General features: G+C 52.8%; 21 protein-coding genes. 15 read left to right on the top strand and 6 right to left on the bottom strand.

The features are described from left to right. Positions 1 to 39 precede the first annotated feature (39 nt). The 5 genes from prfC (at position 40) to AACU19_RS04775 (ending at position 4,891) form a co-directional block, all read left to right on the top strand. The gene (prfC, locus tag AACU19_RS04795; protein WP_000175940.1) at positions 40 to 1,629 is read left to right on the top strand and encodes a peptide chain release factor 3; all 1,590 of its coding nucleotides are present in this window, start codon (positions 40 to 42) and stop codon (positions 1,627 to 1,629) included. Between the two features lie 392 nt (positions 1,630 to 2,021). Next, on the top strand, positions 2,022 to 2,627 hold the full coding sequence (gene osmY / locus AACU19_RS04790; protein WP_001295748.1) for a molecular chaperone OsmY: 606 nt from the start codon (positions 2,022 to 2,024) through the stop codon (positions 2,625 to 2,627). Positions 2,628 to 2,755: 128 nt separating this feature from the next. After that, complete coding sequence (locus tag AACU19_RS04785; protein ID WP_000490275.1) at positions 2,756 to 2,917, top strand: DUF1328 domain-containing protein; 162 nt, start codon at positions 2,756 to 2,758, stop codon at positions 2,915 to 2,917. 121 nt (positions 2,918 to 3,038) lie between these two features. After that, on the top strand, positions 3,039 to 4,112 hold the full coding sequence (locus AACU19_RS04780) for a patatin-like phospholipase family protein (RefSeq protein ID WP_032183149.1): 1,074 nt from the start codon (positions 3,039 to 3,041) through the stop codon (positions 4,110 to 4,112). Next, positions 4,109 to 4,891: a metal-dependent hydrolase gene (locus AACU19_RS04775; protein ID WP_103253526.1), complete on the top strand. Its 783-nt coding sequence runs from the start codon at positions 4,109 to 4,111 to the stop codon at positions 4,889 to 4,891. Before AACU19_RS04780 ends, AACU19_RS04775 begins: the two co-directional genes overlap by 4 nt. Before the next feature lie 230 nt (positions 4,892 to 5,121). On the opposite strand, the gene AACU19_RS04770 is transcribed toward AACU19_RS04775, so the two are convergent. After that, positions 5,122 to 5,985 (bottom strand): YjjW family glycine radical enzyme activase, encoded by an 864-nt coding sequence (locus tag AACU19_RS04770; protein ID WP_039020382.1) that lies wholly within the window; start codon positions 5,983 to 5,985, stop codon positions 5,122 to 5,124. Further along, on the bottom strand, positions 5,957 to 7,507 hold the full coding sequence (locus AACU19_RS04765; RefSeq protein WP_039020381.1) for a YjjI family glycine radical enzyme: 1,551 nt from the start codon (positions 7,505 to 7,507) through the stop codon (positions 5,957 to 5,959). Before AACU19_RS04765 ends, AACU19_RS04770 begins: the two co-directional genes overlap by 29 nt. 258 nt (positions 7,508 to 7,765) lie before the next feature. Here AACU19_RS04765 and deoC point away from each other — a divergent pair, with 258 nt between their 5' ends. The 4 genes from deoC to deoD all read left to right on the top strand — a co-directional run bounded on the left by deoC (position 7,766) and on the right by deoD (position 12,145). Next, positions 7,766 to 8,545 carry a deoxyribose-phosphate aldolase gene (gene deoC, locus AACU19_RS04760; protein ID WP_001295412.1) on the top strand — a complete coding sequence of 260 codons (780 nt, stop codon included), beginning with the start codon at positions 7,766 to 7,768 and terminating at the stop codon, positions 8,543 to 8,545. A 226-nt stretch (positions 8,546 to 8,771) separates the two neighbouring features. Further along, positions 8,772 to 10,094 (top strand): thymidine phosphorylase, encoded by a 1,323-nt coding sequence (gene deoA, locus AACU19_RS04755; protein ID WP_000477829.1) that lies wholly within the window; start codon positions 8,772 to 8,774, stop codon positions 10,092 to 10,094. 51 nt (positions 10,095 to 10,145) lie between these two features. After that, positions 10,146 to 11,369, top strand: a complete 1,224-nt coding sequence (deoB, locus tag AACU19_RS04750) for a phosphopentomutase (protein WP_000816471.1) — start codon at positions 10,146 to 10,148, stop codon at positions 11,367 to 11,369. A gap of 56 nt (positions 11,370 to 11,425) precedes the next feature. After that, positions 11,426 to 12,145, top strand: a complete 720-nt coding sequence (gene deoD, locus AACU19_RS04745; RefSeq protein WP_000224877.1) for a purine-nucleoside phosphorylase — start codon at positions 11,426 to 11,428, stop codon at positions 12,143 to 12,145. 160 nt (positions 12,146 to 12,305) lie between these two features. Here deoD and AACU19_RS04740 read toward each other — a convergent pair whose 3' ends face one another. The 3 genes from AACU19_RS04740 to AACU19_RS04730 are packed head-to-tail and all read right to left on the bottom strand — an operon-like array spanning position 12,306 to position 14,289. Then, positions 12,306 to 12,569 (bottom strand): helix-turn-helix domain-containing protein, encoded by a 264-nt coding sequence (locus AACU19_RS04740; RefSeq protein ID WP_000566247.1) that lies wholly within the window; start codon positions 12,567 to 12,569, stop codon positions 12,306 to 12,308. A gap of 31 nt (positions 12,570 to 12,600) precedes the next feature. After that, on the bottom strand, positions 12,601 to 13,617 hold the full coding sequence (lplA, locus tag AACU19_RS04735; RefSeq protein WP_000105850.1) for a lipoate--protein ligase LplA: 1,017 nt from the start codon (positions 13,615 to 13,617) through the stop codon (positions 12,601 to 12,603). 27 nt (positions 13,618 to 13,644) lie between these two features. Next, positions 13,645 to 14,289 carry a YtjB family periplasmic protein gene (locus AACU19_RS04730; protein ID WP_000124615.1) on the bottom strand — a complete coding sequence of 215 codons (645 nt, stop codon included), beginning with the start codon at positions 14,287 to 14,289 and terminating at the stop codon, positions 13,645 to 13,647. Between the two features lie 105 nt (positions 14,290 to 14,394). On the opposite strand from AACU19_RS04730, the gene serB reads away from it, so the two are divergent. From serB to nadS, 5 genes are all read left to right on the top strand, one after another. Further along, on the top strand, positions 14,395 to 15,363 hold the full coding sequence (gene serB / locus AACU19_RS04725) for a phosphoserine phosphatase (RefSeq protein ID WP_001132947.1): 969 nt from the start codon (positions 14,395 to 14,397) through the stop codon (positions 15,361 to 15,363). Positions 15,364 to 15,411: 48 nt separating this feature from the next. Then, the gene (gene radA / locus AACU19_RS04720; protein ID WP_001029698.1) at positions 15,412 to 16,794 is read left to right on the top strand and encodes a DNA repair protein RadA; all 1,383 of its coding nucleotides are present in this window, start codon (positions 15,412 to 15,414) and stop codon (positions 16,792 to 16,794) included. A 20-nt stretch (positions 16,795 to 16,814) separates the two neighbouring features. After that, complete coding sequence (gene nadR / locus AACU19_RS04715) at positions 16,815 to 18,047, top strand: multifunctional transcriptional regulator/nicotinamide-nucleotide adenylyltransferase/ribosylnicotinamide kinase NadR (protein ID WP_000093833.1); 1,233 nt, start codon at positions 16,815 to 16,817, stop codon at positions 18,045 to 18,047. 91 nt (positions 18,048 to 18,138) lie between these two features. Further along, complete coding sequence (locus AACU19_RS04710; RefSeq protein WP_000513551.1) at positions 18,139 to 18,471, top strand: type II toxin-antitoxin system RelE/ParE family toxin; 333 nt, start codon at positions 18,139 to 18,141, stop codon at positions 18,469 to 18,471. Position 18,472: 1 nt separating this feature from the next. Continuing rightward, the gene (gene nadS / locus AACU19_RS04705) at positions 18,473 to 18,757 is read left to right on the top strand and encodes a NadS family protein (protein WP_000007436.1); all 285 of its coding nucleotides are present in this window, start codon (positions 18,473 to 18,475) and stop codon (positions 18,755 to 18,757) included. 55 nt (positions 18,758 to 18,812) lie between these two features. Here nadS and ettA read toward each other — a convergent pair whose 3' ends face one another. Further along, positions 18,813 to 20,480 (bottom strand): energy-dependent translational throttle protein EttA, encoded by a 1,668-nt coding sequence (gene ettA, locus AACU19_RS04700; RefSeq protein ID WP_000046749.1) that lies wholly within the window; start codon positions 20,478 to 20,480, stop codon positions 18,813 to 18,815. Between the two features lie 210 nt (positions 20,481 to 20,690). Between ettA and sltY the strand changes: the two genes are divergently transcribed. Further along, a complete protein-coding gene (sltY, locus tag AACU19_RS04695) occupies positions 20,691 to 22,628 on the top strand; it encodes a murein transglycosylase (RefSeq protein WP_046082000.1) in 1,938 nt (645 codons plus the stop codon). Positions 22,629 to 22,678 lie beyond the last annotated feature (50 nt).

Genomic DNA, 22,678 nt, shown 5'->3' with positions numbered 1-22,678 from the left:
AAGCGCGGCGCGATGCCGCTTACTCAAGAAGAAAGAATTATGACGTTGTCTCCTTATTTGCAAGAGGTGGCGAAGCGCCGCACTTTTGCCATTATTTCTCACCCGGACGCCGGTAAAACGACCATCACCGAGAAGGTGCTGCTGTTCGGACAGGCCATTCAGACCGCCGGTACAGTAAAAGGCCGTGGTTCCAACCAGCACGCTAAGTCGGACTGGATGGAGATGGAAAAGCAGCGTGGGATCTCCATTACCACGTCTGTGATGCAGTTTCCGTATCACGACTGCCTGGTTAACCTGCTCGACACCCCCGGGCACGAAGACTTCTCGGAAGATACCTATCGTACCCTGACGGCGGTGGACTGCTGCCTGATGGTTATCGACGCCGCAAAAGGTGTTGAAGATCGTACCCGTAAGCTGATGGAAGTTACCCGTCTGCGCGATACGCCGATCCTCACCTTTATGAACAAACTTGACCGTGATATCCGCGATCCGATGGAGCTGCTCGATGAAGTTGAGAACGAGCTGAAAATCGGCTGTGCGCCGATCACCTGGCCGATTGGCTGCGGCAAGCTGTTTAAAGGTGTTTACCACCTTTATAAAGACGAAACCTATCTCTATCAGAGCGGTAAAGGCCACACCATTCAGGAAGTCCGCATTGTTAAAGGGCTGAATAATCCGGATCTCGATGCTGCGGTTGGTGAAGATCTGGCACAGCAGCTGCGTGACGAACTGGAACTGGTGAAAGGCGCGTCTAACGAGTTCGACAAAGAATTGTTCCTTGCGGGCGAAATCACTCCAGTGTTCTTTGGTACTGCGCTGGGTAACTTCGGCGTCGATCATATGCTGGATGGCCTGGTAGAGTGGGCACCTGCGCCGATGCCGCGTCAGACTGATACCCGTACCGTAGAGGCGAGCGAAGATAAATTTACCGGCTTCGTATTTAAAATTCAGGCCAACATGGACCCGAAACACCGCGACCGCGTGGCGTTTATGCGCGTGGTATCCGGTAAATATGAAAAAGGCATGAAGCTGCGCCAGGTGCGCACCGCGAAAGATGTGGTGATCTCCGACGCGCTGACCTTTATGGCGGGCGACCGTTCGCATGTTGAAGAAGCGTATCCGGGCGACATCCTTGGTCTGCACAACCATGGCACTATTCAGATCGGCGACACCTTTACCCAGGGTGAGATGATGAAGTTCACCGGTATCCCGAACTTTGCTCCGGAACTGTTCCGTCGTATCCGCCTGAAAGATCCGCTGAAGCAAAAACAGCTGCTCAAAGGGCTGGTACAGCTTTCCGAAGAGGGCGCGGTGCAGGTGTTCCGTCCGATCTCCAACAACGACCTGATCGTTGGTGCGGTTGGTGTGCTGCAGTTTGATGTGGTGGTAGCGCGCCTGAAGAGCGAATACAACGTTGAAGCAGTGTATGAGTCAGTCAACGTTGCCACTGCACGCTGGGTAGAATGTGCGGACGCGAAGAAATTCGAAGAGTTCAAGCGTAAGAACGAAAGCCAACTGGCGCTTGATGGCGGCGATAACCTCGCTTACATCGCTACCAGCATGGTCAACCTGCGCCTGGCGCAGGAACGTTATCCGGACGTTCAGTTCCACCAGACTCGCGAGCATTAATTCTTGCCTCCAGGGCGCGGTAGCCGCTGCGCCCTGTCAATTTCCCTTCCTTATTAGCCGCTTACGGAATGTTCTTAAAACATTCACTTTTACTTATGTTTTAGGGGATATCCCGAGCGGTTTCAAAATTGTGATCTATATTTAACAAAGTAATGACATTTCTGACGGCGTTAAATACCGTTCAATGCGTAGATATCAGTATCTAAAGCCGTCGATTGTCATTCTACCGATATTAATAACTGATTCAGAGGCTGTAATGGTCGTTATTTATCACCCATCGCTTTTGTGATGGTGACCATTGACTTCTGTAGAGGGTGAAGTCTCTCCCTATTCAGCAATGCAACCTCGTGTTGCCAGGCTCAAATTATGAGCAAACATACAGGAATAAATCGATGACTATGACAAGACTGAAGATTTCGAAAACTCTGCTGGCTGTAATGTTGACCTCTGCCGTCGCGACCGGCTCTGCCTACGCAGAAAACAACGCGCAGACAACCAATGAAAGCGCAGGGCAAAAAGTCGATAGCTCTATGAATAAAGTCGGTAATTTCATGGATGACAGCGCTATCACCGCGAAAGTGAAGGCGGCCCTGGTGGATCATGACAACATCAAGAGCACCGATATCTCTGTCAAAACCGATCAAAAAGTCGTGACTCTGAGCGGTTTCGTTGAAAGCCAGGCCCAGGCCGAAGAGGCAGTGAAAGTGGCGAAAGGCGTTGAGGGCGTGACCTCTGTCAGCGACAAACTGCACGTTCGCGACGCTAAAGAAGGCTCTGTGAAGGGCTACGCGGGTGACACCGCCACCACCAGTGAAATCAAAGCCAAACTGCTGGCGGACGATATCGTCCCTTCCCGTCATGTGAAAGTTGAAACCACCGATGGCGTGGTCCAGCTCTCCGGTACCGTAGATTCTCAGGCACAGAGCGACCGTGCTGAAAGTATCGCCAAAGCGGTAGATGGTGTGAAAAGCGTTAAAAATGATCTGAAAACTAAGTAATTCGTCGTAATTCGACCTCCCGAACTTTGTCGGGAGGCGCGATGTGCACCACACTAAAAATATCGCATTGAGTGATTTTCACGCTCATATCAAGCGGTGACATTAACTATGGTAAAGGAGACGCTTATATGTTTCGTTGGGGCATCATATTTCTGGTTATCGCGTTAATCGCCGCCGCACTTGGGTTTGGTGGTCTGGCCGGTACTGCTGCAGGCGCAGCTAAAATTGTCTTTGTCGTCGGGATTATTCTGTTCCTGGTGAGTTTGTTCATGGGCCGAAAACGACCCTAGATTTCAGACCATTAAGAAAATTTTATCCAAAGCCAGTCCAGCGGACTGGCTTTTGCGGTTTTAGCGAATAATAAATTGCGTTACTTTGTCATTCTTTCACAACAAAAACAGGAAGGCAGAGGTGGGGCAGCGAATACCTGTAACGCTTGGTAATATTGCGCCGTTGTCGCTAAGGCCGTTCCAGCCTGGACGAATAGCTCTGGTGTGCGAAGGCGGCGGGCAGCGTGGAATTTTCACAGCTGGCGTGCTGGATGAGTTTATGCGCGCGCAGTTTAATCCTTTCGATCTTTATCTTGGCACATCTGCCGGGGCGCAGAACCTCTCGGCGTATATCTGCAATCAGCCCGGTTACGCGCGCAAAGTCATCATGCGCTATACCACAAAACGCGAATTTTTCGATCCATTGCGCTTTGTCCGTGGAGGAAATCTTATCGATCTCGACTGGCTGGTGGAGGCCACCGCAAGCCAGATGCCGTTGCAAATGGACACCGCAGCGCGGCTATTTGACAGCGGCAAATCGTTTTATATGTGCGCTTGTCGTCAGGATGACTATGCGCCGAATTACTTTTTGCCAAACAAACAGAACTGGCTGGATGTGATTCGCGCCTCCAGTGCGATACCGGGCTTTTATCGTACCGGAGTGTCGCTGGAAGGCATTAATTACCTGGATGGCGGGATCAGTGATGCGATCCCGGTTAAAGAGGCAGCAAGGCAGGGCGCAAAAACGTTAGTCGTCATCCGCACTGTGCCGTCACAAATGTACTACACGCCGCAGTGGTTCAAACGCATGGAACGCTGGCTGGGTGACAGTAGCCTGCAGCCGCTGGTCAATCTGGTGCAGCATCATGAAACCAGCTATCGTGAGATTCAGCAATTTATTGAGAAACCACCGGGCCAGTTGAGGATATTCGAAATTTATCCGCCGAAGCCATTACATAGTATCGCGCTCGGCAGTCGGATTCCGGCGCTGCGTGAAGACTATAAACTTGGGCGTTTATGCGGGCGTTATTTTCTGGCAACGGTCGGTAAGTTATTGACTGAAAAAGCGCCGCTGAGCCGCCATCTGGTGCCGGTGGTGACGCCGGAGTCGATCGTTATTCCGCCTGCACCCGTCGCCAACGATACGCTGGTTACCGAGGTGATAGACGCTCCACAGGCGAACGACCCGACATTTAACAATGAGGATTTGGCTTGATTTGCCGTTTTATCGACACCCACTGCCATTTTGATTTCCCGCCGTTTAGTGGCGATGAAGAGGCCAGCCTGCAACGCGCGGCACAAGCGGGCGTAGGCAAGATCATTGTTCCGGCCACCGAGGCGGCAAATTTTGCCCGCGTGCAGGCGTTAGCGGAAAATTATCAACCGCTGTATGCCGCTTTAGGGTTGCATCCGGGGATGTTGGAAAAACATAACGATGCATCGCTGGATCAGTTACAGCAGGCGTTGGGAAGACGTCCGACGAAGGTGGTGGCGGTGGGGGAGATCGGCCTGGATCTCTTTGGTGACGATCCGCAATTTGAGAGGCAGCAGTGGTTGCTTGATGAACAACTGAAACTGGCGAAACGCTACGATCTGCCGGTGATCCTTCATTCACGGCGCACGCACGACAAACTGGCGATGCATCTTAAACGCCAAAATTTGCCACGCACTGGTGTGGTTCATGGTTTTTCTGGCAGCCTGCAACAGGCCGAACGGTTTGTGCAGCTGGGCTACAAAATTGGCGTAGGCGGTACTATCACCTATCCACGCGCCAGTAAAACCCGCGATGTCATCGCAAAGCTGCCGCTGGCATCGTTGTTGCTGGAGACCGACGCACCAGATATGCCGCTCAATGGTTTTCAGGGGCAGGCTAACCGCCCGGAGCAGGCCGCCCGTGTGTTTGCCGTGCTGTGCGAGTTACGCCCGGAACCCGCGGATGAGATTGCCGAAGTGTTGCTTAATAACACGTATGCGGTGTTTAACGTTCGTGGGTAGTCTGCCCTTCGTAAGCCGGATAAGGCGTTCACACCGCATCCGGCAGTCGACGCACAATGCCTGATGCGACGCTGACGCGTCTTATCATGCCTACAAGTCTGTGCCGAACCGTAGGCCGGATAAGGCGTTCACGCCGCATCCGGCAGTTGGCGCACAATGCCTGATGCGACGCTTGACGCGTCTTATCATGCCTACAAGTCTGTGCCGAACCGTAGGCCGCATCCGGCATGTCACAAATACAGCGCCGGAAATATCAACCGGCTCACCCCGCGCTCCCGTAACGCATCAGCCAACTGCTCAACGTCTTCCTGCGTGGCGCTCGCCCAGCTTTGCGCCTCGCCATACACGCCGTGGGCATGAAACGCGTTCAGGCGTACCGGAACATCGCCAAGTCCCTTGATAAACGCCGCCAGTTCTTCGATGTGTTGCAAATAATCCACCTGGCCAGGGATTACCAGCAAACGCAGTTCCGCCAGCTTACCGCGCTCTGCAAGCAAACAGATGCTGCGCTTAATCTGCTGATTATCGCGTCCGGTTAGCTGTTGATGACATTCGCTTCCCCACGCTTTGAGATCGAGCATCGCGCCGTCGCACACCGGGAGTAATTTTTCCCAGCCGGTTTCGCTCAACATGCCGTTACTGTCCACCAGACAGGTGAGATGACACAGTTGTGGATCATTTTTGATAGCAGTAAACAGCGCCACCACAAACGGCAACTGGGTCGTGGCTTCACCGCCGCTTACCGTTATCCCTTCAATAAACAGCACCGCTTTGCGGACGTGACTAAGCACCTCGTCCACGTTCATGGATTGCGCCATCGGCGTAGCGTGTTGTGGACACATCTTCAGGCAGGTATCACACTGCTCGCAGACGGCTGCGTTCCACACTACTTTGCTGTTAACAATCTGCAACGCCTGATGCGGACACTGTGGCACGCACTCCCCGCAATCATTACAGCGCCCCATTGTCCACGGATTGTGACAGTTTTTGCAGCGCAGATTACAGCCCTGTAAAAACAGAGCCAGACGACTGCCTGGCCCGTCAACGCAGGAGAAGGGGATAATCTTACTGACTAAAGCGCATCTGCTGTTCATGGCTTATAACGCGCGGCTGGCGTTCCAGAATACGAGTGTTGCGTGCGGCTTCTTCTCCCAGCCAGGTGGTGTTGGTACGTGAGCCTTCGGCACGATATTTTTCCAGATCCGACAAACGCACCATATAACCGGTAACGCGAACCAGATCGTTACCGCTGACATTGGCGGTAAATTCACGCATTCCGGCTTTAAAGGCACCGAGGCAAAGCTGTACCAGCGCCTGCGGATTACGTTTGATGGTTTCGTCGAGCGTCAAAATGTCGCTGATGCCGGAATAATAATAAGCATGATGCGGGGCGACAGTTTGCAGATGGGTGATCGGATCTGGCTCATCGCCATACGGCAAACGCGCGCCCGGCGTGGTGCCGATATCGGAACTTATCCCCGACTGTGCGTGTAACATGGCGCGTTTTTGCCAGCCATATTTCACGGGGGTATTGGCGACAAACTCCGCCAGTTGCGCGCTAATGCGATAACCCACTTCATTTGCGGCGGCTTCTTTACCGTAACGCGCGGCAACTCCTTCTTTTTCACACAGCAAGTTAACCGCTTCCGCCAGCCCATACATGCCAAACATTGGCACAAAACGTTCAGGGTTAATCAGCCCTTCTTTCACCAGGAAGCTATTCTCAAAGAAGTGTGATTGTTGATAGAGGAATTCACACCGCGCATCGATGATGGCGATCTGCTGCTGGCAGTAGTGCGGTAGAGTGCGCGTAAAGAAATCATCCAGCGATTCACTGCGCTCGGCAATGGCTTTCAGGTTGAGGCGTACCAGCGTACTGCCACCACCCGCTAACGGCAGTGAGTTGTAACAGCTCACAATCCCGTAGCTCCCTTTTGTGAAAATTTTATCATGCACGGGACCGTTGGCGATGTGCGGTTTGCTACATTCACAGATGTTTTTCGCCACTTCCAGCAGCAGGTCATCAGGGGTGATTTCAGGATCGTAGATAAAAGTCAGGTTCGGTGAAACCTGCTTCAGCTCTGCGTCTGCGCGTAAAATCGCACGGGTAATGGGTGAATCAGATGGGCCAATATTGGCGTGCATAAAGGCGTCTGGCAGGGTTCTGTCGAGGTAACGCCAGAAACGTTTTATTCGAATATCGATCTCGTCTTGTGTTAGAATTCTAACATACGGTTGCAACAACGCATCCAGTTGCCCCAGGTAGACCGGCATCGATGTGACCGAAGGAACGTGGTGGTAAAGAATGGTCAGCAGAGAGAGTGCGTCATCAAGATCTTTTGCGCCTTCCAGCTCCAGCCATTCGGAACCGTTGGCCAAAAAACGGGCGTAATCGGGTAAGACATAGCGCGGTTTATACGGCGCATGACCTTCAAACATATCGCAGATTACACCTTCATCCAGCGCGCGGCGGGCTTCGGCAGGAAGCTGTGGGTAAGGCAGATTGTTTTCTGCTTCCAGCGCCAGAAAATGGCGCTTCTGCTCCGGGCTAAGTACCGGACTGGTGACAATTTGCTGGCAACGTTGTTGCAGTGCATTTTCATGAGAAGTGGGCATCTTCTGTTCCTTTTTATGCCGAAGGTGATGCGCCATTGTAAGAAGTTTCGTGATGTTCACTTTGATCCTGATGCGTTTGCCACCACTGACGCATTCATTTGAAAGTGAATTATTTGAACCAGATCGCATTACAGTAATGCAATTTTGTAAGTAGATTTCCTTAATTGTGATGTATATCGAAGTGTGTTGCGGAGTCGATGTTAGAATACTAACAAACTCGCAAGGTGAATTTTATTGGCGACAAGCCAGGAGAATGAAATGACTGATCTGAAAGCAAGCAGCCTGCGTGCACTGAAATTGATGGACCTGACCACCCTGAATGACGACGATACCGACGAGAAAGTGATCGCTCTGTGTCATCAGGCCAAAACTCCGGTCGGTAATACCGCCGCTATCTGTATCTATCCTCGCTTTATCCCGATTGCTCGCAAAACGCTGAAAGAGCAGGGTACCCCGGAAATCCGTATCGCTACGGTAACCAACTTCCCACACGGTAACGACGATATCGAAATCGCGCTGGCCGAAACTCGCGCGGCAATCGCCTACGGTGCCGATGAAGTTGATGTGGTGTTCCCGTACCGTGCGCTGATGGCGGGTAACGAGCAGGTTGGTTTTGACCTGGTGAAAGCCTGTAAAGAGGCTTGCGCGGCAGCGAATGTACTGCTGAAAGTGATCATCGAAACCGGCGAACTGAAAGACGAAGCGCTGATCCGCAAAGCGTCTGAAATCTCCATTAAAGCGGGTGCTGATTTCATCAAAACCTCTACCGGTAAAGTTGCAGTGAACGCGACGCCGGAAAGCGCGCGCATCATGATGGAAGTGATCCGTGATATGGGCGTAGAGAAAACCGTTGGTTTCAAACCTGCGGGCGGCGTGCGTACTGCGGAAGATGCGCAGAAATATCTCGCGATTGCAGATGAACTGTTCGGTGCTGACTGGGCAGATGCGCGTCACTACCGCTTTGGTGCTTCCAGCCTGCTGGCAAGCCTGCTGAAAGCGCTGGGCCACGGCGACGGTAAGAGCGCCAGCAGCTACTAAGCTGCCTTTTGCCAGAGGGTGGATGCCGGATGCCCCCAGTAGGCCTGATAAGACGCGTCAGCGTCGCATCAGGCAGTCAGCAGTGATGCCGGATGCGGCGCGAACGCCTTATCCGGCCTACGGGACGATTGCCGTGTAGGCAGGATAAGAAGCGGTCAGCATCAGGCAATAACAACATCCGCCATCTGGCAACAACGCCTTCAAACTTATTCCACGGGAGGTTACCTTGTTTCTCGCACAAGAAATTATTCGTAAAAAACGTGATGGTCATGCGCTGAGCGATGAAGAAATTCGCTTCTTTATCAACGGCATTCGCGACAACACTATCTCCGAAGGGCAGATTGCCGCCCTCGCGATGACCATTTTCTTCCACGATATGACAATGCCGGAGCGTGTCTCGCTGACGATGGCGATGCGAGATTCAGGAACCGTTCTCGACTGGAAAAGCCTGCATCTGAATGGCCCGATTGTTGATAAACACTCGACCGGCGGCGTCGGCGATGTGACTTCGCTGATGTTGGGGCCAATGGTCGCTGCCTGCGGTGGCTATATTCCGATGATCTCCGGTCGCGGCCTCGGCCATACTGGCGGTACGCTCGACAAACTGGAATCCATCCCTGGCTTCGACATTTTCCCGGATGACAACCGTTTCCGCGAAATTATTAAAGACGTCGGCGTGGCGATTATTGGCCAGACCAGTTCACTGGCTCCGGCGGATAAACGTTTCTACGCGACCCGCGATATTACCGCAACCGTGGATTCCATCCCGCTGATCACTGCCTCGATCCTGGCGAAGAAACTGGCGGAAGGTCTGGATGCACTGGTGATGGACGTGAAAGTCGGTAGCGGTGCATTTATGCCGACCTACGAACTCTCTGAAGCCCTTGCCGAAGCGATTGTTGGCGTGGCTAACGGCGCTGGCGTGCGCACCACCGCGCTACTCACCGACATGAATCAGGTGCTGGCCTCCAGTGCCGGTAACGCGGTTGAAGTACGTGAAGCGGTGCAGTTCCTGACAGGTGAGTACCGTAACCCGCGTCTGTTTGATGTCACGATGGCGTTGTGTGTGGAGATGCTTACCTCCGGCAAACTGGCGAAAGATGACGCCGAAGCGCGCGCGAAATTGCAGGCGGTGCTGGACAACGGTAAAGCGGCAGAAGTCTTTGGTCGTATGGTAGCGGCACAAAAAGGCCCGACTGACTTCGTTGAGAACTACGCGAAGTATCTACCGACAGCGATGCTGACGAAAGCAGTCTATGCTGATACCGAAGGTTTTGTCAGTGAAATGGATACCCGCGCGCTGGGAATGGCAGTGGTTGCAATGGGCGGCGGTCGCCGTCAGGCATCTGACACCATCGATTACAGCGTCGGCTTTACTGATATGGCGCGTCTGGGCGACCAGGTAGACGGTCAGCGTCCGCTGGCGGTTATCCACGCGAAAGACGAAAACAGCTGGCAGGAAGCGGCGAAAGCGGTGAAAGCGGCAATTAAACTTGCCGATAAAGCACCGGAAAGCACACCAACTGTCTATCGCCGTATCAGCGAATAACGGTATACTGATCTGATCATTTAAATTTGAAGCACTGAGTACGGAGAACATATGAAACGTGCATTTATTATGGTGCTGGACTCATTCGGCATCGGCGCTACAGAAGATGCAGAACGTTTTGGTGACGTCGGGGCTGACACCCTGGGTCATATCGCAGAAGCTTGTGCCAAAGGCGAAGCTGATAATGGTCGTAAAGGCCCGCTCAATCTGCCAAATCTGACCCGTCTGGGGTTGGCGAAAGCACACGAAGGTTCTACCGGTTTCATTCCGGCGGGAATGGACGGCAACGCTGAAGTTATCGGCGCGTACGCATGGGCGCACGAAATGTCATCCGGTAAAGACACCCCGTCTGGTCACTGGGAAATCGCCGGTGTCCCGGTTCTGTTTGAGTGGGGATACTTCTCCGATCACGAAAACAGCTTCCCGCAAGAGCTACTGGATAAACTGGTCGAGCGCGCTAATCTGCCGGGTTACCTCGGTAACTGCCACTCTTCCGGTACGGTCATTCTGGATCAGCTGGGCGAAGAGCACATGAAAACCGGCAAGCCGATTTTCTATACCTCCGCTGACTCAGTGTTCCAGATTGCTTGCCATGAAGAAACTTTCGGTCTGGATAAACTCTACGAACTGTGCGAAATCGCCCGTGAAGAGCTGACCAACGGCGGCTACAACATCGGTCGTGTTATCGCTCGTCCGTTTATCGGCGACAAAGCCGGTAACTTCCAGCGTACCGGTAACCGTCATGACCTGGCTGTTGAACCGCCAGCACCGACCGTGCTGCAGAAACTGGTTGATGAAAAACACGGCCAGGTGGTTTCTGTCGGTAAAATTGCAGACATCTACGCTAACTGCGGCATCACCAAAAAAGTGAAAGCGACCGGCCTGGACGCGCTGTTTGACGCCACCATCAAAGAGATGAAAGAAGCGGGTGATAACACCATCGTCTTCACCAACTTCGTTGACTTCGACTCTTCCTGGGGTCACCGTCGCGACGTTGCAGGTTATGCTGCGGGTCTGGAACTGTTCGACCGCCGTCTGCCAGAGCTGATGTCTTTGCTGCGTGATGACGACATCCTGATCCTCACTGCTGACCATGGTTGTGATCCGACCTGGACCGGTACTGACCATACCCGTGAACACATTCCGGTACTGGTTTACGGCCCGAAAGTAAAACCGGGTTCGCTGGGGCACCGTGAAACTTTCGCGGATATCGGCCAGACTCTGGCAAAATATTTTGGTACTTCTGATATGGAATATGGCAAAGCCATGTTCTGATGGATTTGGGCGGAGCAGTGACTCCGCCTTTAATATGTCACAAAAAGGATAAAATGATGGCTACTCCACACATTAATGCAGAAATGGGCGATTTCGCTGACGTAGTTTTGATGCCAGGCGACCCGCTGCGTGCGAAGTATATTGCTGAAACTTTCCTTGAAGATGCTCGTGAAGTGAACAACGTTCGCGGTATGCTGGGCTTCACCGGTACTTACAAAGGCCGCAAAATTTCTGTAATGGGCCACGGTATGGGTATCCCGTCCTGCTCCATCTACACTAAAGAACTGATCACCGATTTCGGCGTGAAGAAAATCATTCGCGTTGGTTCCTGTGGCGCAGTTCTGCCGCACGTAAAACTGCGTGACGTAGTGATTGGTATGGGTGCCTGCACCGATTCCAAAGTTAACCGCATCCGTTTTAAAGACCATGACTTTGCAGCTATCGCTGACTTCGACATGGTGCGTAACGCGGTAGATGCAGCTAAAGCACTGGGCATTGATGCTCGCGTTGGTAACCTGTTCTCCGCTGACCTGTTCTACTCTCCGGACGGCGAAATGTTCGACGTGATGGAAAAATACGGCATCCTCGGCGTGGAAATGGAAGCGGCTGGTATCTACGGCGTGGCTGCAGAGTTTGGCGCGAAAGCCCTGACCATCTGCACCGTGTCTGACCACATCCGCACTCACGAGCAAACCACTGCCGCTGAGCGTCAGACCACCTTCAACGACATGATCAAAATCGCACTGGAATCCGTTCTGCTGGGCGATAAAGAGTAATTGTGTTTCGCTGAAAGGCGATTGTCGTGTTAAGCCGGAGTGGGGGACTGCTCCGGCTTTTTAGTATCTATTCATCAATAGCAACTGATTTATAGATTTACTATTATTTTTCATATGGATAGAAAATAAAATACATTCAAGTATCTATTCACGAATCTATTCATTTATGTTCAGCCGTCATCCAGTAAGGGCATATCAGCAACTCTGGCGGACAACCATAAATTCCTGCCATTTTGTTTTTGATGTTTGAACTAAGCCGTTCCGTCTTTTCGATTTGTTTTAGAGAATTAATCGAGATACCCAACATTTTACTAACTTCAGCAAGTGATAGTTTATGCCTGATACGCACGGCGGTTAGCCAGGATATACCCTGGCTGAACATTAAATTGATAATCTCCCGTTCCTGGTTCTTCAGATCGATCATATTTCCTTCCCTGGATATTTTAATCAGCGAGTTACCGCACCGCCCCTGCCATCCACGCCGATAATTCCCGTAGCTCTTTTTCCTGTTCAGGGAAGTCGACCAACAGCGCTTCACACTCTTGTTGCAGCATATCCGCGCGGTACAGGCAGCCTTGCAGTCGTCCGGCGAGAGCTTCCAGAGGTGCGGGGTTGAGGCTATCGGTAAACACCTGGGCGCGGGTGATATGGCCTTTTTCGACGTCGAAATGCAGTTCCACGCCGCCCCAGGTAAAGCGTTCATCAAGCAGATGCGAGAACGCTGGAGCCTGACCGAAGTTCCATTCCCAGCTACTCTGGCGGGCAAAGGTTTCGGCAAAGTTCGGCAAGTCCGGCGTTTTGTCCGGGGAGATAATTTCCGCTTCTACACGCTCGCCATAATGGGCGAAAAAGGCCTCGGTTATGGCTTCACAAACCTGCTCATGGGTAATTCCCGGCAGCAATTCGGTCAGATTGGTCACGCGGGAACGTACCGACGTAATGCCTTTCGCCGCCAGTTTCTTTTTATCCGGGTTGAGATAGTTTGCCAGGCGGCTAAGGTCGGCATTGAGTAGCAAGGTGCCGTGATGGAAGCCACGATCTTTGGTTTCGCGATAGGCCGAGCCTGAGACTTTACGGTCGCCTTCGGCGGTTTTCACCACCAAATCGTTACGTCCGGACGCTTCGGCGCTGACACCGAGCGCGTTCAGTGCATTGAGCACAATCGAGGTGGAGATCGTTTTATCGTATTCCGGCTTGCCAGCCATGAAGGTAAAACAGGTATTGCCGAGATCGTGGAACACCGCGCCGCCACCGCTACTGCGCCGTGCCAGGCGAACGTTATCTTCTTCCATCCGCCGGGTATTACACTCTTTCCACGGGTTCTGCGCGCGACCAATCACTACCGTGTCGGCATTGCGCCAGAGAAACAAAACGCGCTGCGTGGCGGGCATCTGGCGAAAAATACACTCCTCTACCGCCAGGTTAAACCACGGGTCGTAAGAGTCAGAGATGAGCAGGCGTAATGTGGACATAACGATTTCCTTTCTTGTAGTAATGGGTCACTCTTTTTTCTCGCTTTCTTCCTCTTCCGGCACCGGTTTGCTGGCGGTTAACAGGAAGGGGGATTGCTGCCAGCGGGTGCGTTTACCCTGTAGCAGCGTGCGGGTCAGCACTACGCCGATTGCCAGCGAGAGCAACAACATCAGGCGTAAAATGTTAGTGGTGTTATCCACCTGTTGGGCTTCAGTGGCGAGCGTATGGGTGTCGAGCGTCAGGCGCAGATAGCCAAGCGGACCATTTTTCCCTGCAATGGGTTCGACAATCTGCTGGTTAAAATAGCCGCCCGCTTTTTTACCGTCGAGCGCCAGCCGGTCACGCACTTCGACGCTTTCGCCAGAACGGGCGATAAGATCGCCTTGTTCGTCATACACGCCCGCGTCGAGGATGCGGCTTTCATCCGTTAACTGATCGAGGATCGCCTGAATACGTTTTTCATCCGGCGAGTCGGTACGCATCAGCGGTGCAACGTTCAGCGTCACCTGACGCGCCAGGGTGCGGGCCAGTTCTTCCAGCTGTGGATTACGCTGTCGCTGGTGGTTTTGACTAAACCATGATGCCCCCTGCATCAGCGCCACTAACAAGGCAAGACAGAACAGGACAATCACTGCCCGATGCAGCCGGAATTTCAGTTTTGTGCGAGCCATCTTCCACCCTTTGAAAATTTGAGACTTAATGTTGCCAGAAGCAATGGATACAAGGTAGCCTCATGCGTTATTTTCCCTGCTTCGAACGATTTTACAGGAGCCTTAATGCCTAACATTACCTGGTGCGACCTGCCTGAAGATGTCTCTTTATGGCCTGGTCTGCCTCTTTCATTAAGTGGTGATGAAGTGATGCCACTGGATTACCACGCAGGTCGTAGCGGCTGGCTGCTGTATGGTCGTGGGCTGGATAAACAACGTCTGACCCAATACCAGAGCAAACTGGGCGCGGCGATGGTGATTGTTGCCGCCTGGTGCGTGGAAGATTATCAGGTGATTCGTCTGGCAGGTTCGCTTACCGCCCGGGCTACGCGCCTGGCCCATGAAGCACAACTGGATGTCGCGCCGCTGGGGAAAATTCCGCATCTGCGCACGCCAGGTCTGCTGGTGATGGACATGGATTCCACCGCCATTCAGATTGAATGTATTGACGAAATTGCCAAACTGGCCGGAACCGGCGAGATGGTGGCGGAAGTAACCGAGCGGGCGATGCGCGGCGAACTCGATTTTGCTGCCAGCTTGCGCAGTCGAGTGGCAACGCTGAAAGGCGCTGACGCCAATATTCTGCAACAGGTGCGTGAAAATTTGCCGCTGATGCCAGGCTTAACGCAACTGGTACTCAAGCTGGAAACGCTGGGCTGGAAAGTGGCGATTGCCTCCGGCGGTTTTACCTTCTTTGCCGAATACCTGCGCGATAAGCTGCGCCTGACCGCCGTAGTAGCCAATGAACTGGAGATCATGGACGGTAAATTTACCGGTAATGTGATTGGCGACATTGTAGACGCTCAGTATAAAGCGAAAACCCTGACCCGTCTGGCGCAGGAGTATGAAATCCCGCTGGCGCAAACCGTGGCGATTGGCGATGGTGCCAACGACCTGCCGATGATCAAAGCGGCAGGTCTGGGGATTGCCTACCATGCCAAGCCAAAAGTGAATGAAAAGACGGAAGTCACCATCCGTCACGCTGACCTGATGGGGGTATTCTGCATCCTCTCTGGCAGCCTGAATCAGAAGTAATTGCCCGCCCGTCATCCTGCGGGCGGCACAGCATTAACGAGGTACACCGTGGCAAAAGCTCCAAAACGCGCCTTTGTTTGTAATGAATGCGGGGCCGATTATCCGCGCTGGCAGGGGCAGTGCAGCGCCTGCCATGCCTGGAACACCATCACCGAGGTGCGTCTTGCTGCGTCGCCAACGGTGGCGCGTAACGAGCGTCTCAGTGGCTATGCCGGTAGCGCCGGGGTGGCAAAAGTCCAGAAACTTTCCGATATCAGCCTTGAGGAGTTGCCGCGTTTTTCAACCGGATTTAAAGAGTTCGACCGCGTATTAGGCGGTGGGGTGGTGCCGGGAAGCGCCATTCTGATTGGCGGTAATCCAGGCGCAGGGAAATCCACGCTGTTACTGCAAACGCTGTGCAAACTGGCCCAGCAGATGAAAACGCTGTATGTCACCGGCGAAGAGTCGCTGCAACAGGTGGCAATGCGCGCTCATCGCCTCGGCCTGCCGACTGACAATCTCAATATGTTGTCGGAAACCAGCATCGAACAGATCTGCCTGATTGCCGAAGAAGAGCAACCGAAGCTGATGGTCATTGACTCCATCCAGGTGATGCATATGGCGGATGTTCAGTCATCGCCTGGCAGCGTGGCACAGGTGCGTGAAACGGCGGCTTATCTGACGCGCTTCGCCAAAACGCGCGGTGTGGCGATTGTCATGGTGGGACACGTAACCAAAGATGGTTCGCTGGCTGGCCCTAAAGTGCTGGAACACTGTATCGACTGTTCGGTGCTTCTGGACGGCGATGCCGACTCCCGTTTTCGCACCCTGCGCAGCCATAAAAACCGCTTCGGCGCGGTGAATGAGCTGGGCGTCTTCGCGATGACTGAACAGGGGCTGCGTGAAGTTAGCAACCCTTCCGCCATCTTTTTAAGCCGCGGCGATGAAGTGACCTCTGGTAGTTCAGTGATGGTGGTATGGGAAGGAACGCGTCCGTTGCTGGTGGAGATTCAGGCGCTGGTCGATCACTCGATGATGGCGAATCCACGCCGCGTCGCAGTAGGGCTGGAGCAAAACCGTCTGGCAATCCTGCTGGCGGTGCTGCACCGTCACGGTGGGTTGCAAATGGCCGATCAGGATGTATTTGTGAATGTGGTCGGCGGCGTGAAGGTGACGGAAACCAGTGCCGATTTAGCGTTACTGCTGGCGATGGTTTCCAGCCTGCGCGACAGACCACTGCCGCAGGATCTGGTGGTGTTTGGTGAAGTCGGGCTGGCAGGGGAGATCCGCCCGGTGCCCAGCGGTCAGGAACGAATCTCTGAAGCGGCGAAACATGGTTTTCGGCGGGCGATTGTTCCGGCAGCCAACGTGCCGAAAAAAGCGCCGGAAGGGATGCAGATTTTTGGCGTTAAAAAACTCTCCGACGCGCTTAGCGTGTTCGACGACTTATAATGAGAGATAGGGAGGGAGATATGTCGTCATTTGATTATCTGAAAACTGCCATCAAGCAACAGGGCTGTACGCTACAGCAGGTGGCTGATGCCAGCGGTATGACCAAAGGGTATTTAAGCCAGTTACTGAATGCCAAAATTAAAAGCCCCAGCGCGCAAAAGCTGGAGGCGTTGCACCGTTATTTGGGACTTGAATTTCCCCGGCAGAAGAAAACTATTGGTGTTGTATTCGGTAAGTTTTACCCGCTGCATACCGGACATATCTACCTTATCCAGCGTGCCTGTAGTCAGGTTGACGAACTGCATATCATTATGGGCTTTGACGATACCCGCGACCGCGCGTTGTTCGAAGATAGCGCCATGTCGCAGCAGCCCACGGTGCCGGATCGTCTGCGCTGGTTATTGCAAACTTTTAAATATCAGAAAAATATTCGCATTCATGCCTTCAACGAAGAGGGCATGGAGCCGTATCCGCATGGCTGGGATGTGTGGAGCAACGGCATCAAAAAGTTTATGGCTGAAAAAGGGATCCAGCCGGATCTGATCTACACCTCGGAAGAAGCCGACGCGCCGCAGTATATGGAACATCTGGGGATCGAAACGGTGTTGGTCGATCCGAAACGTACTTTTATGAGTATCAGTGGTGCGCAGATCCGCGAAAATCCGTTCCGCTACTGGGAATATATTCCTACCGAAGTGAAGCCGTTCTTTGTGCGCACCGTGGCGATCCTCGGCGGCGAATCGAGCGGTAAATCCACCCTGGTAAACAAACTTGCCAATATCTTCAACACTACCAGTGCATGGGAATATGGTCGCGATTATGTCTTTTCGCATCTTGGCGGCGATGAGATTGCATTGCAGTATTCCGACTACGATAAAATCGCACTTGGACACGCTCAATATATTGATTTTGCAGTAAAATATGCCAATAAAGTGGCGTTTATCGACACCGATTTTGTGACAACTCAGGCGTTCTGCAAAAAGTACGAAGGGCGCGAGCATCCGTTCGTACAGGCGCTGATCGATGAATACCGTTTTGATCTGGTGATTCTGCTGGAGAACAACACGCCGTGGGTGGCGGATGGTTTACGCAGTCTCGGCAGTTCGGTGGATCGCAAAGAGTTCCAGAACTTGCTGGTGGAGATGCTGGAAGAGAACAATATCGAATTTGTGCGGGTTGAAGAGGACGATTACGACAGCCGTTTCCTGCGCTGCGTGGAGTTGGTGCGGGAGATGATGGGGGAGCAGGGATAATCATCTTTATAAGATGTTGAGTGATATTACTGATTCAAAAGTGTACTTAGTACTCCATTTTGGTGTACAATGTACCTGCCAGGGAGGGGTAATGGGCAAGGCGATAATATTTATAGAGACGCCAATGTTTACGCGTCAGATCAAGCAGATTGCAACCGATGATGAATTAAAGGAATTGCAAAAAGAACTCATCGGAACTCCCGATAAAGGTGATCTCATTCAGCAGACTGGTGGATTGCGTAAAGTCCGAATGGCTGCGGGTTCACAGGGAAAAAGTGGTAGTGTCAGAATAATTTACTTTCTGGCGACGGAAGAGATTATTTATTTGATTATGGCCTATCCGAAGAATGCCAAAGACAGTCTGACAGATACGGAAAAAGCTCAACTAAAGAAGTTGACGAAACTGCTCAAAGGTGAGGTATAAAATGAGTTTTTTTGATGAGTTGAAAACCTCTCTGGAAGAGGCTGTCGAGATTAAACAAGGTTTAAAAGAACCTGCACGGGTGACCCGCTACGAAATTGCGGATGTTAAAGCTATTCGTGAGCAACTCAACGTTTCGCAAAGTGAGATGGCAAAAGCTCTGGGAACCAGTGTGGATACCATTAAAAGCTGGGAATCGAAGCGAAGAAATCCTACGGGATTGGCTGCAAAAGTACTTGCCACAATTAAAGAAAATCCTGCCTTTTTCCGGGAACTTGCCTCCCATTAATCATTTAACTATTACCGGATGCGATGCTGGCGCGCCGCATCCGGCATTTTACGCATTACTTCGCAATACGCTTGTACTTGATACGCTTCGGCTCCAGCGCGTCTGCGCCCAGCGTGCGTTTCTTGTACTCTTCGTACTCGGTAAAGTTACCTTCAAAGAACTCAACTTTACCTTCATCCTGGTAATCCAGAATGTGTGTGGCGATACGGTCGAGGAACCAACGGTCGTGCGAGATAACCATCGCGCAGCCCGGGAACTCCAGCAGGGCGTTTTCCAGCGCACGCAGGGTTTCGATATCCAGGTCGTTGGTCGGTTCATCGAGCAGCAGCATGTTGCCGCCAACCTGCAGCAGCTTCGCCAGATGCAGACGACCACGCTCACCACCGGAGAGTTCGCCAACGCGTTTACCCTGATCAACCCCTTTAAAGTTAAAGCGGCCAACGTAGGCGCGGCTTGGCATCTCGGTGTTACCGATCTTCATGATATCCAGCCCGCCGGAAACTTCTTCCCAAACGGTTTTGCTGTTATCCATTGAGTCACGGAACTGATCGACAGATGCCAGTTTCACCGTTTCACCTAAAGTGATGGTGCCGCTGTCTGGCTGTTCCTGACCAGAGATCATACGGAACAGGGTTGATTTACCCGCGCCGTTCGGACCGATGATCCCGACGATCGCCCCTTTAGGGATCGAGAAGCTCAGATCATCAATCAGCAGACGATCGCCGTAAGATTTACGCAGGTTGCTGACTTCCAGCACTTTATCGCCCAGACGCGGTCCAGGTGGAATAAACAGTTCGTTGGTTTCGTTACGTTTCTGATATTCGGTGCTGTTCAGCTCTTCAAAGCGCGCCAGACGTGCTTTACCTTTCGACTGACGGCCTTTAGTTCCCTGACGTACCCACTCCAGCTCTTTCTCGATCGACTTACGACGCGCTGCTTCTTGTGAAGCTTCCTGCGCCAGACGCTGATCTTTCTGCTCCAGCCAGGAGGAGTAGTTACCTTCCCACGGAATACCTTCACCGCGGTCAAGTTCGAGGATCCAGCCTGCAACGTTATCGAGGAAGTAACGGTCGTGGGTTATCGCCACCACGGTACCCTCGAAGTCGTGCAGGAAGCGTTCCAGCCACGCCACGGATTCGGCATCCAGGTGGTTGGTCGGTTCGTCGAGCAGCAGCATGTCTGGTTTTTCCAACAGCAGGCGGCACAACGCCACACGACGACGCTCACCACCGGAAAGGTTAGCGATTTTCGCGTCCCAGTCCGGCAGACGCAGCGCATCCGCCGCACGCTCCAGCTGAACGTTCAGGTTATGACCGTCATGAGCCTGAATGATCTCTTCCAGACGGCCTTGTTCAGCGGCCAGCTTGTCAAAATCGGCATCCGGATCGGCGTACAGCGCATACACTTCATCCAGACGTTTCAGAGCGTTAACCACTTCAGAAACCGCTTCTTCAATGGACTCACGCACGGTGTGTTCCGGGTTCAGCTGAGGTTCCTGCGGCAGGTAACCAATCTTGATATCCGGTTGCGGACGCGCTTCACCTTCGATGTCTTTATCAATGCCCGCCATAATGCGCAGCAGGGTAGACTTACCCGCGCCGTTCAGACCCAGGACACCAATTTTTGCCCCAGGGAAGAAACTCAGAGAGATGTTTTTCAAAATATGACGTTTCGGCGGAACAACTTTGCCGACACGATGCATGGTATAAACGAATTGAGCCACGTTGGACTTCGCCTCTATGTTTATCGTGATGATGAGTTTTCAAAGGCGAAGTGTAGCCTGTTTCCTTATCTAATCCCAGCCGGTCGATCACCCTCGCAGTAAAAGTAAAAAAGTGTCCGTAACGTGGCGTAAACGGCAATGACTGGTTAGCATAAATCTATTACGCGGCATGACGCTGCATTGATGTATTGACACTTAGAGGATGCGCTTGTGGAAAAAGCCAAACACGTTACCTGGCGGCTGTTGGCTGTCGGTGTCTGTCTGCTGACGGTCAGCAGCGTGGCGCGAGCCGACTCACTGGATGAGCAGCGTAGCCGTTACGCGCAAATTAAGCAGGCCTGGGATAATCGACAAATGGATGTGGTCGAACAAATGATGCCTGGATTGAAGGATTATCCACTTTATCCCTATCTGGAATACCGCCAGATCACCGATGACCTGATGAATCAACCGGCGGTGACGGTCACTAACTTTGTTCGCGCTAACCCCACGCTTCCTCCCGCTCGCACGCTGCAATCTCGTTTCGTCAATGAACTGGCGCGGCGTGAAGACTGGCGTGGCTTGTTAGCCTTTAGCCCGGAAAAGCCCGGAACTACCGAAGCGCAATGTAATTACTACTATGCGAAATGGAATACCGGGCAGAGTGAAGAAGCCTGGCAAGGGGCGAAAGAGTTGTGGCTAACCGGCAAGAGCCAGCCTAACGCTTGTGACAAGTTATTTAGTGTCTGGCGTGCGTCAGGCAAACAAGATCCGCTGGCGTATCTGGAGCGTATCCGTCTGGCGATGAAAGCGGGTAACACGGGGCTGGTGACAGTGCTGGCAGGTCAGATGCCTGCTGATTACCAGACTATCGCCTCGGCGATTATTTCTCTGGCGAACAACCCTAATACGGTACTGACCTTCGCGCGTACAACCGGTGCGACCGATTTTACCCGTCAAATGGCGGCGGTGGCGTTTGCCAGCGTGGCGCGGCAGGATGCTGAAAATGCACGGCTGATGATTCCATCGCTTGCTCAGGCACAGCAGCTTAATGAAGATCAGATTCAGGAACTGCGCGATATCGTCGCCTGGCGTTTGATGGGCAACGATGTCACCGACGAGCAGGCGAAATGGCGCGATGACGCCATTATGCGCTCGCAATCCACCTCGTTGATTGAACGCCGAGTGCGGATGGCGCTTGGTACTGGCGATCGGCGTGGCCTGAATACCTGGCTGGCGCGTTTGCCGATGGAAGCGAAAGAGAAAGATGAATGGCGTTACTGGCAGGCCGATTTATTGCTGGAACGCGGACGTGAAGCTGAAGCGAAAGAGATTCTGCATCAACTTATGCAACAGCGTGGTTTCTACCCGATGGTTGCTGCACAGCGCATCGGCGAAGAGTATGAGCTGAAGATTGATAAAGCGCCGCAGAATGTTGACAGCACCCTGACTCAGGGGCCGGAGATGGCGCGCGTGCGCGAGTTGATGTACTGGAATCTCGATAACACCGCGCGTAGCGAGTGGGCCAATCTGGTGAAGAGCAAGTCAAAAACAGAGCAGGCACAGCTGGCACGGTATGCTTTCAACAACCAATGGTGGGATCTCAGCGTTCAGGCGACGATCGCCGGGAAGTTGTGGGATCATCTGGAAGAACGATTCCCGCTGGCCTACAACGATTTTTTCAAACGTTACACCAGCGGTAAGGAGATCCCGCAAAGCTATGCGATGGCGATTGCCCGTCAGGAGAGCGCCTGGAATCCGAAAGTGAAATCACCGGTAGGGGCCAGCGGGCTGATGCAGATTATGCCTGGTACGGCGACCCATACGGTGAAGATGTTCTCTATTCCTGGCTACAGCAGCCCTGGGCAATTGCTGGATCCGGAAACGAACATCAACATCGGCACCAGTTACCTGCAATATGTTTATCAGCAGTTTGGCAATAACCGTATTTTCGCCTCAGCAGCTTATAACGCCGGACCTGGACGAGTGCGCACCTGGCTCGGCAACAGCGCTGGTCGTATCGACGCAGTGGCATTTGTCGAGAGTATTCCGTTCTCCGAGACGCGCGGTTATGTGAAGAACGTGCTGGCTTATGACGCTTACTACCGCTATTTCATGGGGGATAAACCAACGTTGATGAGCGCCACGGAATGGGGACGTCGTTACTGATCCGCACGTTTATGATATGCTATCGTACTCTTTAGCGAGTACAATCGGGG

The organism is Escherichia sp. MOD1-EC4550, from assembly GCF_963876935.1.
In the GTDB taxonomy this organism is placed as follows: Bacteria; Pseudomonadota; Gammaproteobacteria; order Enterobacterales; family Enterobacteriaceae; genus Escherichia; species Escherichia coli_F.
The sequence above is the reverse complement of the archived record's forward strand: the minus strand, read 5'-3'. Positions and strand labels throughout refer to the sequence as shown.

Coding starts and splice junctions, on each gene's coding strand:
- prfC (WP_000175940.1), top strand. CDS start 40: ATGACGTTGTCTCCTTATTTGCAAGAGGTGGCGAAGCGCCGCACTTTT.
- osmY (WP_001295748.1), top strand. CDS start 2,022: ATGACTATGACAAGACTGAAGATTTCGAAAACTCTGCTGGCTGTAATG.
- AACU19_RS04785 (WP_000490275.1), top strand. CDS start 2,756: ATGTTTCGTTGGGGCATCATATTTCTGGTTATCGCGTTAATCGCCGCC.
- AACU19_RS04770 (WP_039020382.1), bottom strand. CDS start 5,985: ATGAACAGCAGATGCGCTTTAGTCAGTAAGATTATCCCCTTCTCCTGC.
- AACU19_RS04765 (WP_039020381.1), bottom strand. CDS start 7,507: ATGCCCACTTCTCATGAAAATGCACTGCAACAACGTTGCCAGCAAATT.
- deoC (WP_001295412.1), top strand. CDS start 7,766: ATGACTGATCTGAAAGCAAGCAGCCTGCGTGCACTGAAATTGATGGAC.
- deoB (WP_000816471.1), top strand. CDS start 10,146: ATGAAACGTGCATTTATTATGGTGCTGGACTCATTCGGCATCGGCGCT.
- deoD (WP_000224877.1), top strand. CDS start 11,426: ATGGCTACTCCACACATTAATGCAGAAATGGGCGATTTCGCTGACGTA.
- AACU19_RS04740 (WP_000566247.1), bottom strand. CDS start 12,569: ATGATCGATCTGAAGAACCAGGAACGGGAGATTATCAATTTAATGTTC.
- lplA (WP_000105850.1), bottom strand. CDS start 13,617: ATGTCCACATTACGCCTGCTCATCTCTGACTCTTACGACCCGTGGTTT.
- AACU19_RS04730 (WP_000124615.1), bottom strand. CDS start 14,289: ATGGCTCGCACAAAACTGAAATTCCGGCTGCATCGGGCAGTGATTGTC.
- serB (WP_001132947.1), top strand. CDS start 14,395: ATGCCTAACATTACCTGGTGCGACCTGCCTGAAGATGTCTCTTTATGG.
- nadR (WP_000093833.1), top strand. CDS start 16,815: ATGTCGTCATTTGATTATCTGAAAACTGCCATCAAGCAACAGGGCTGT.
- AACU19_RS04710 (WP_000513551.1), top strand. CDS start 18,139: ATGGGCAAGGCGATAATATTTATAGAGACGCCAATGTTTACGCGTCAG.
- nadS (WP_000007436.1), top strand. CDS start 18,473: ATGAGTTTTTTTGATGAGTTGAAAACCTCTCTGGAAGAGGCTGTCGAG.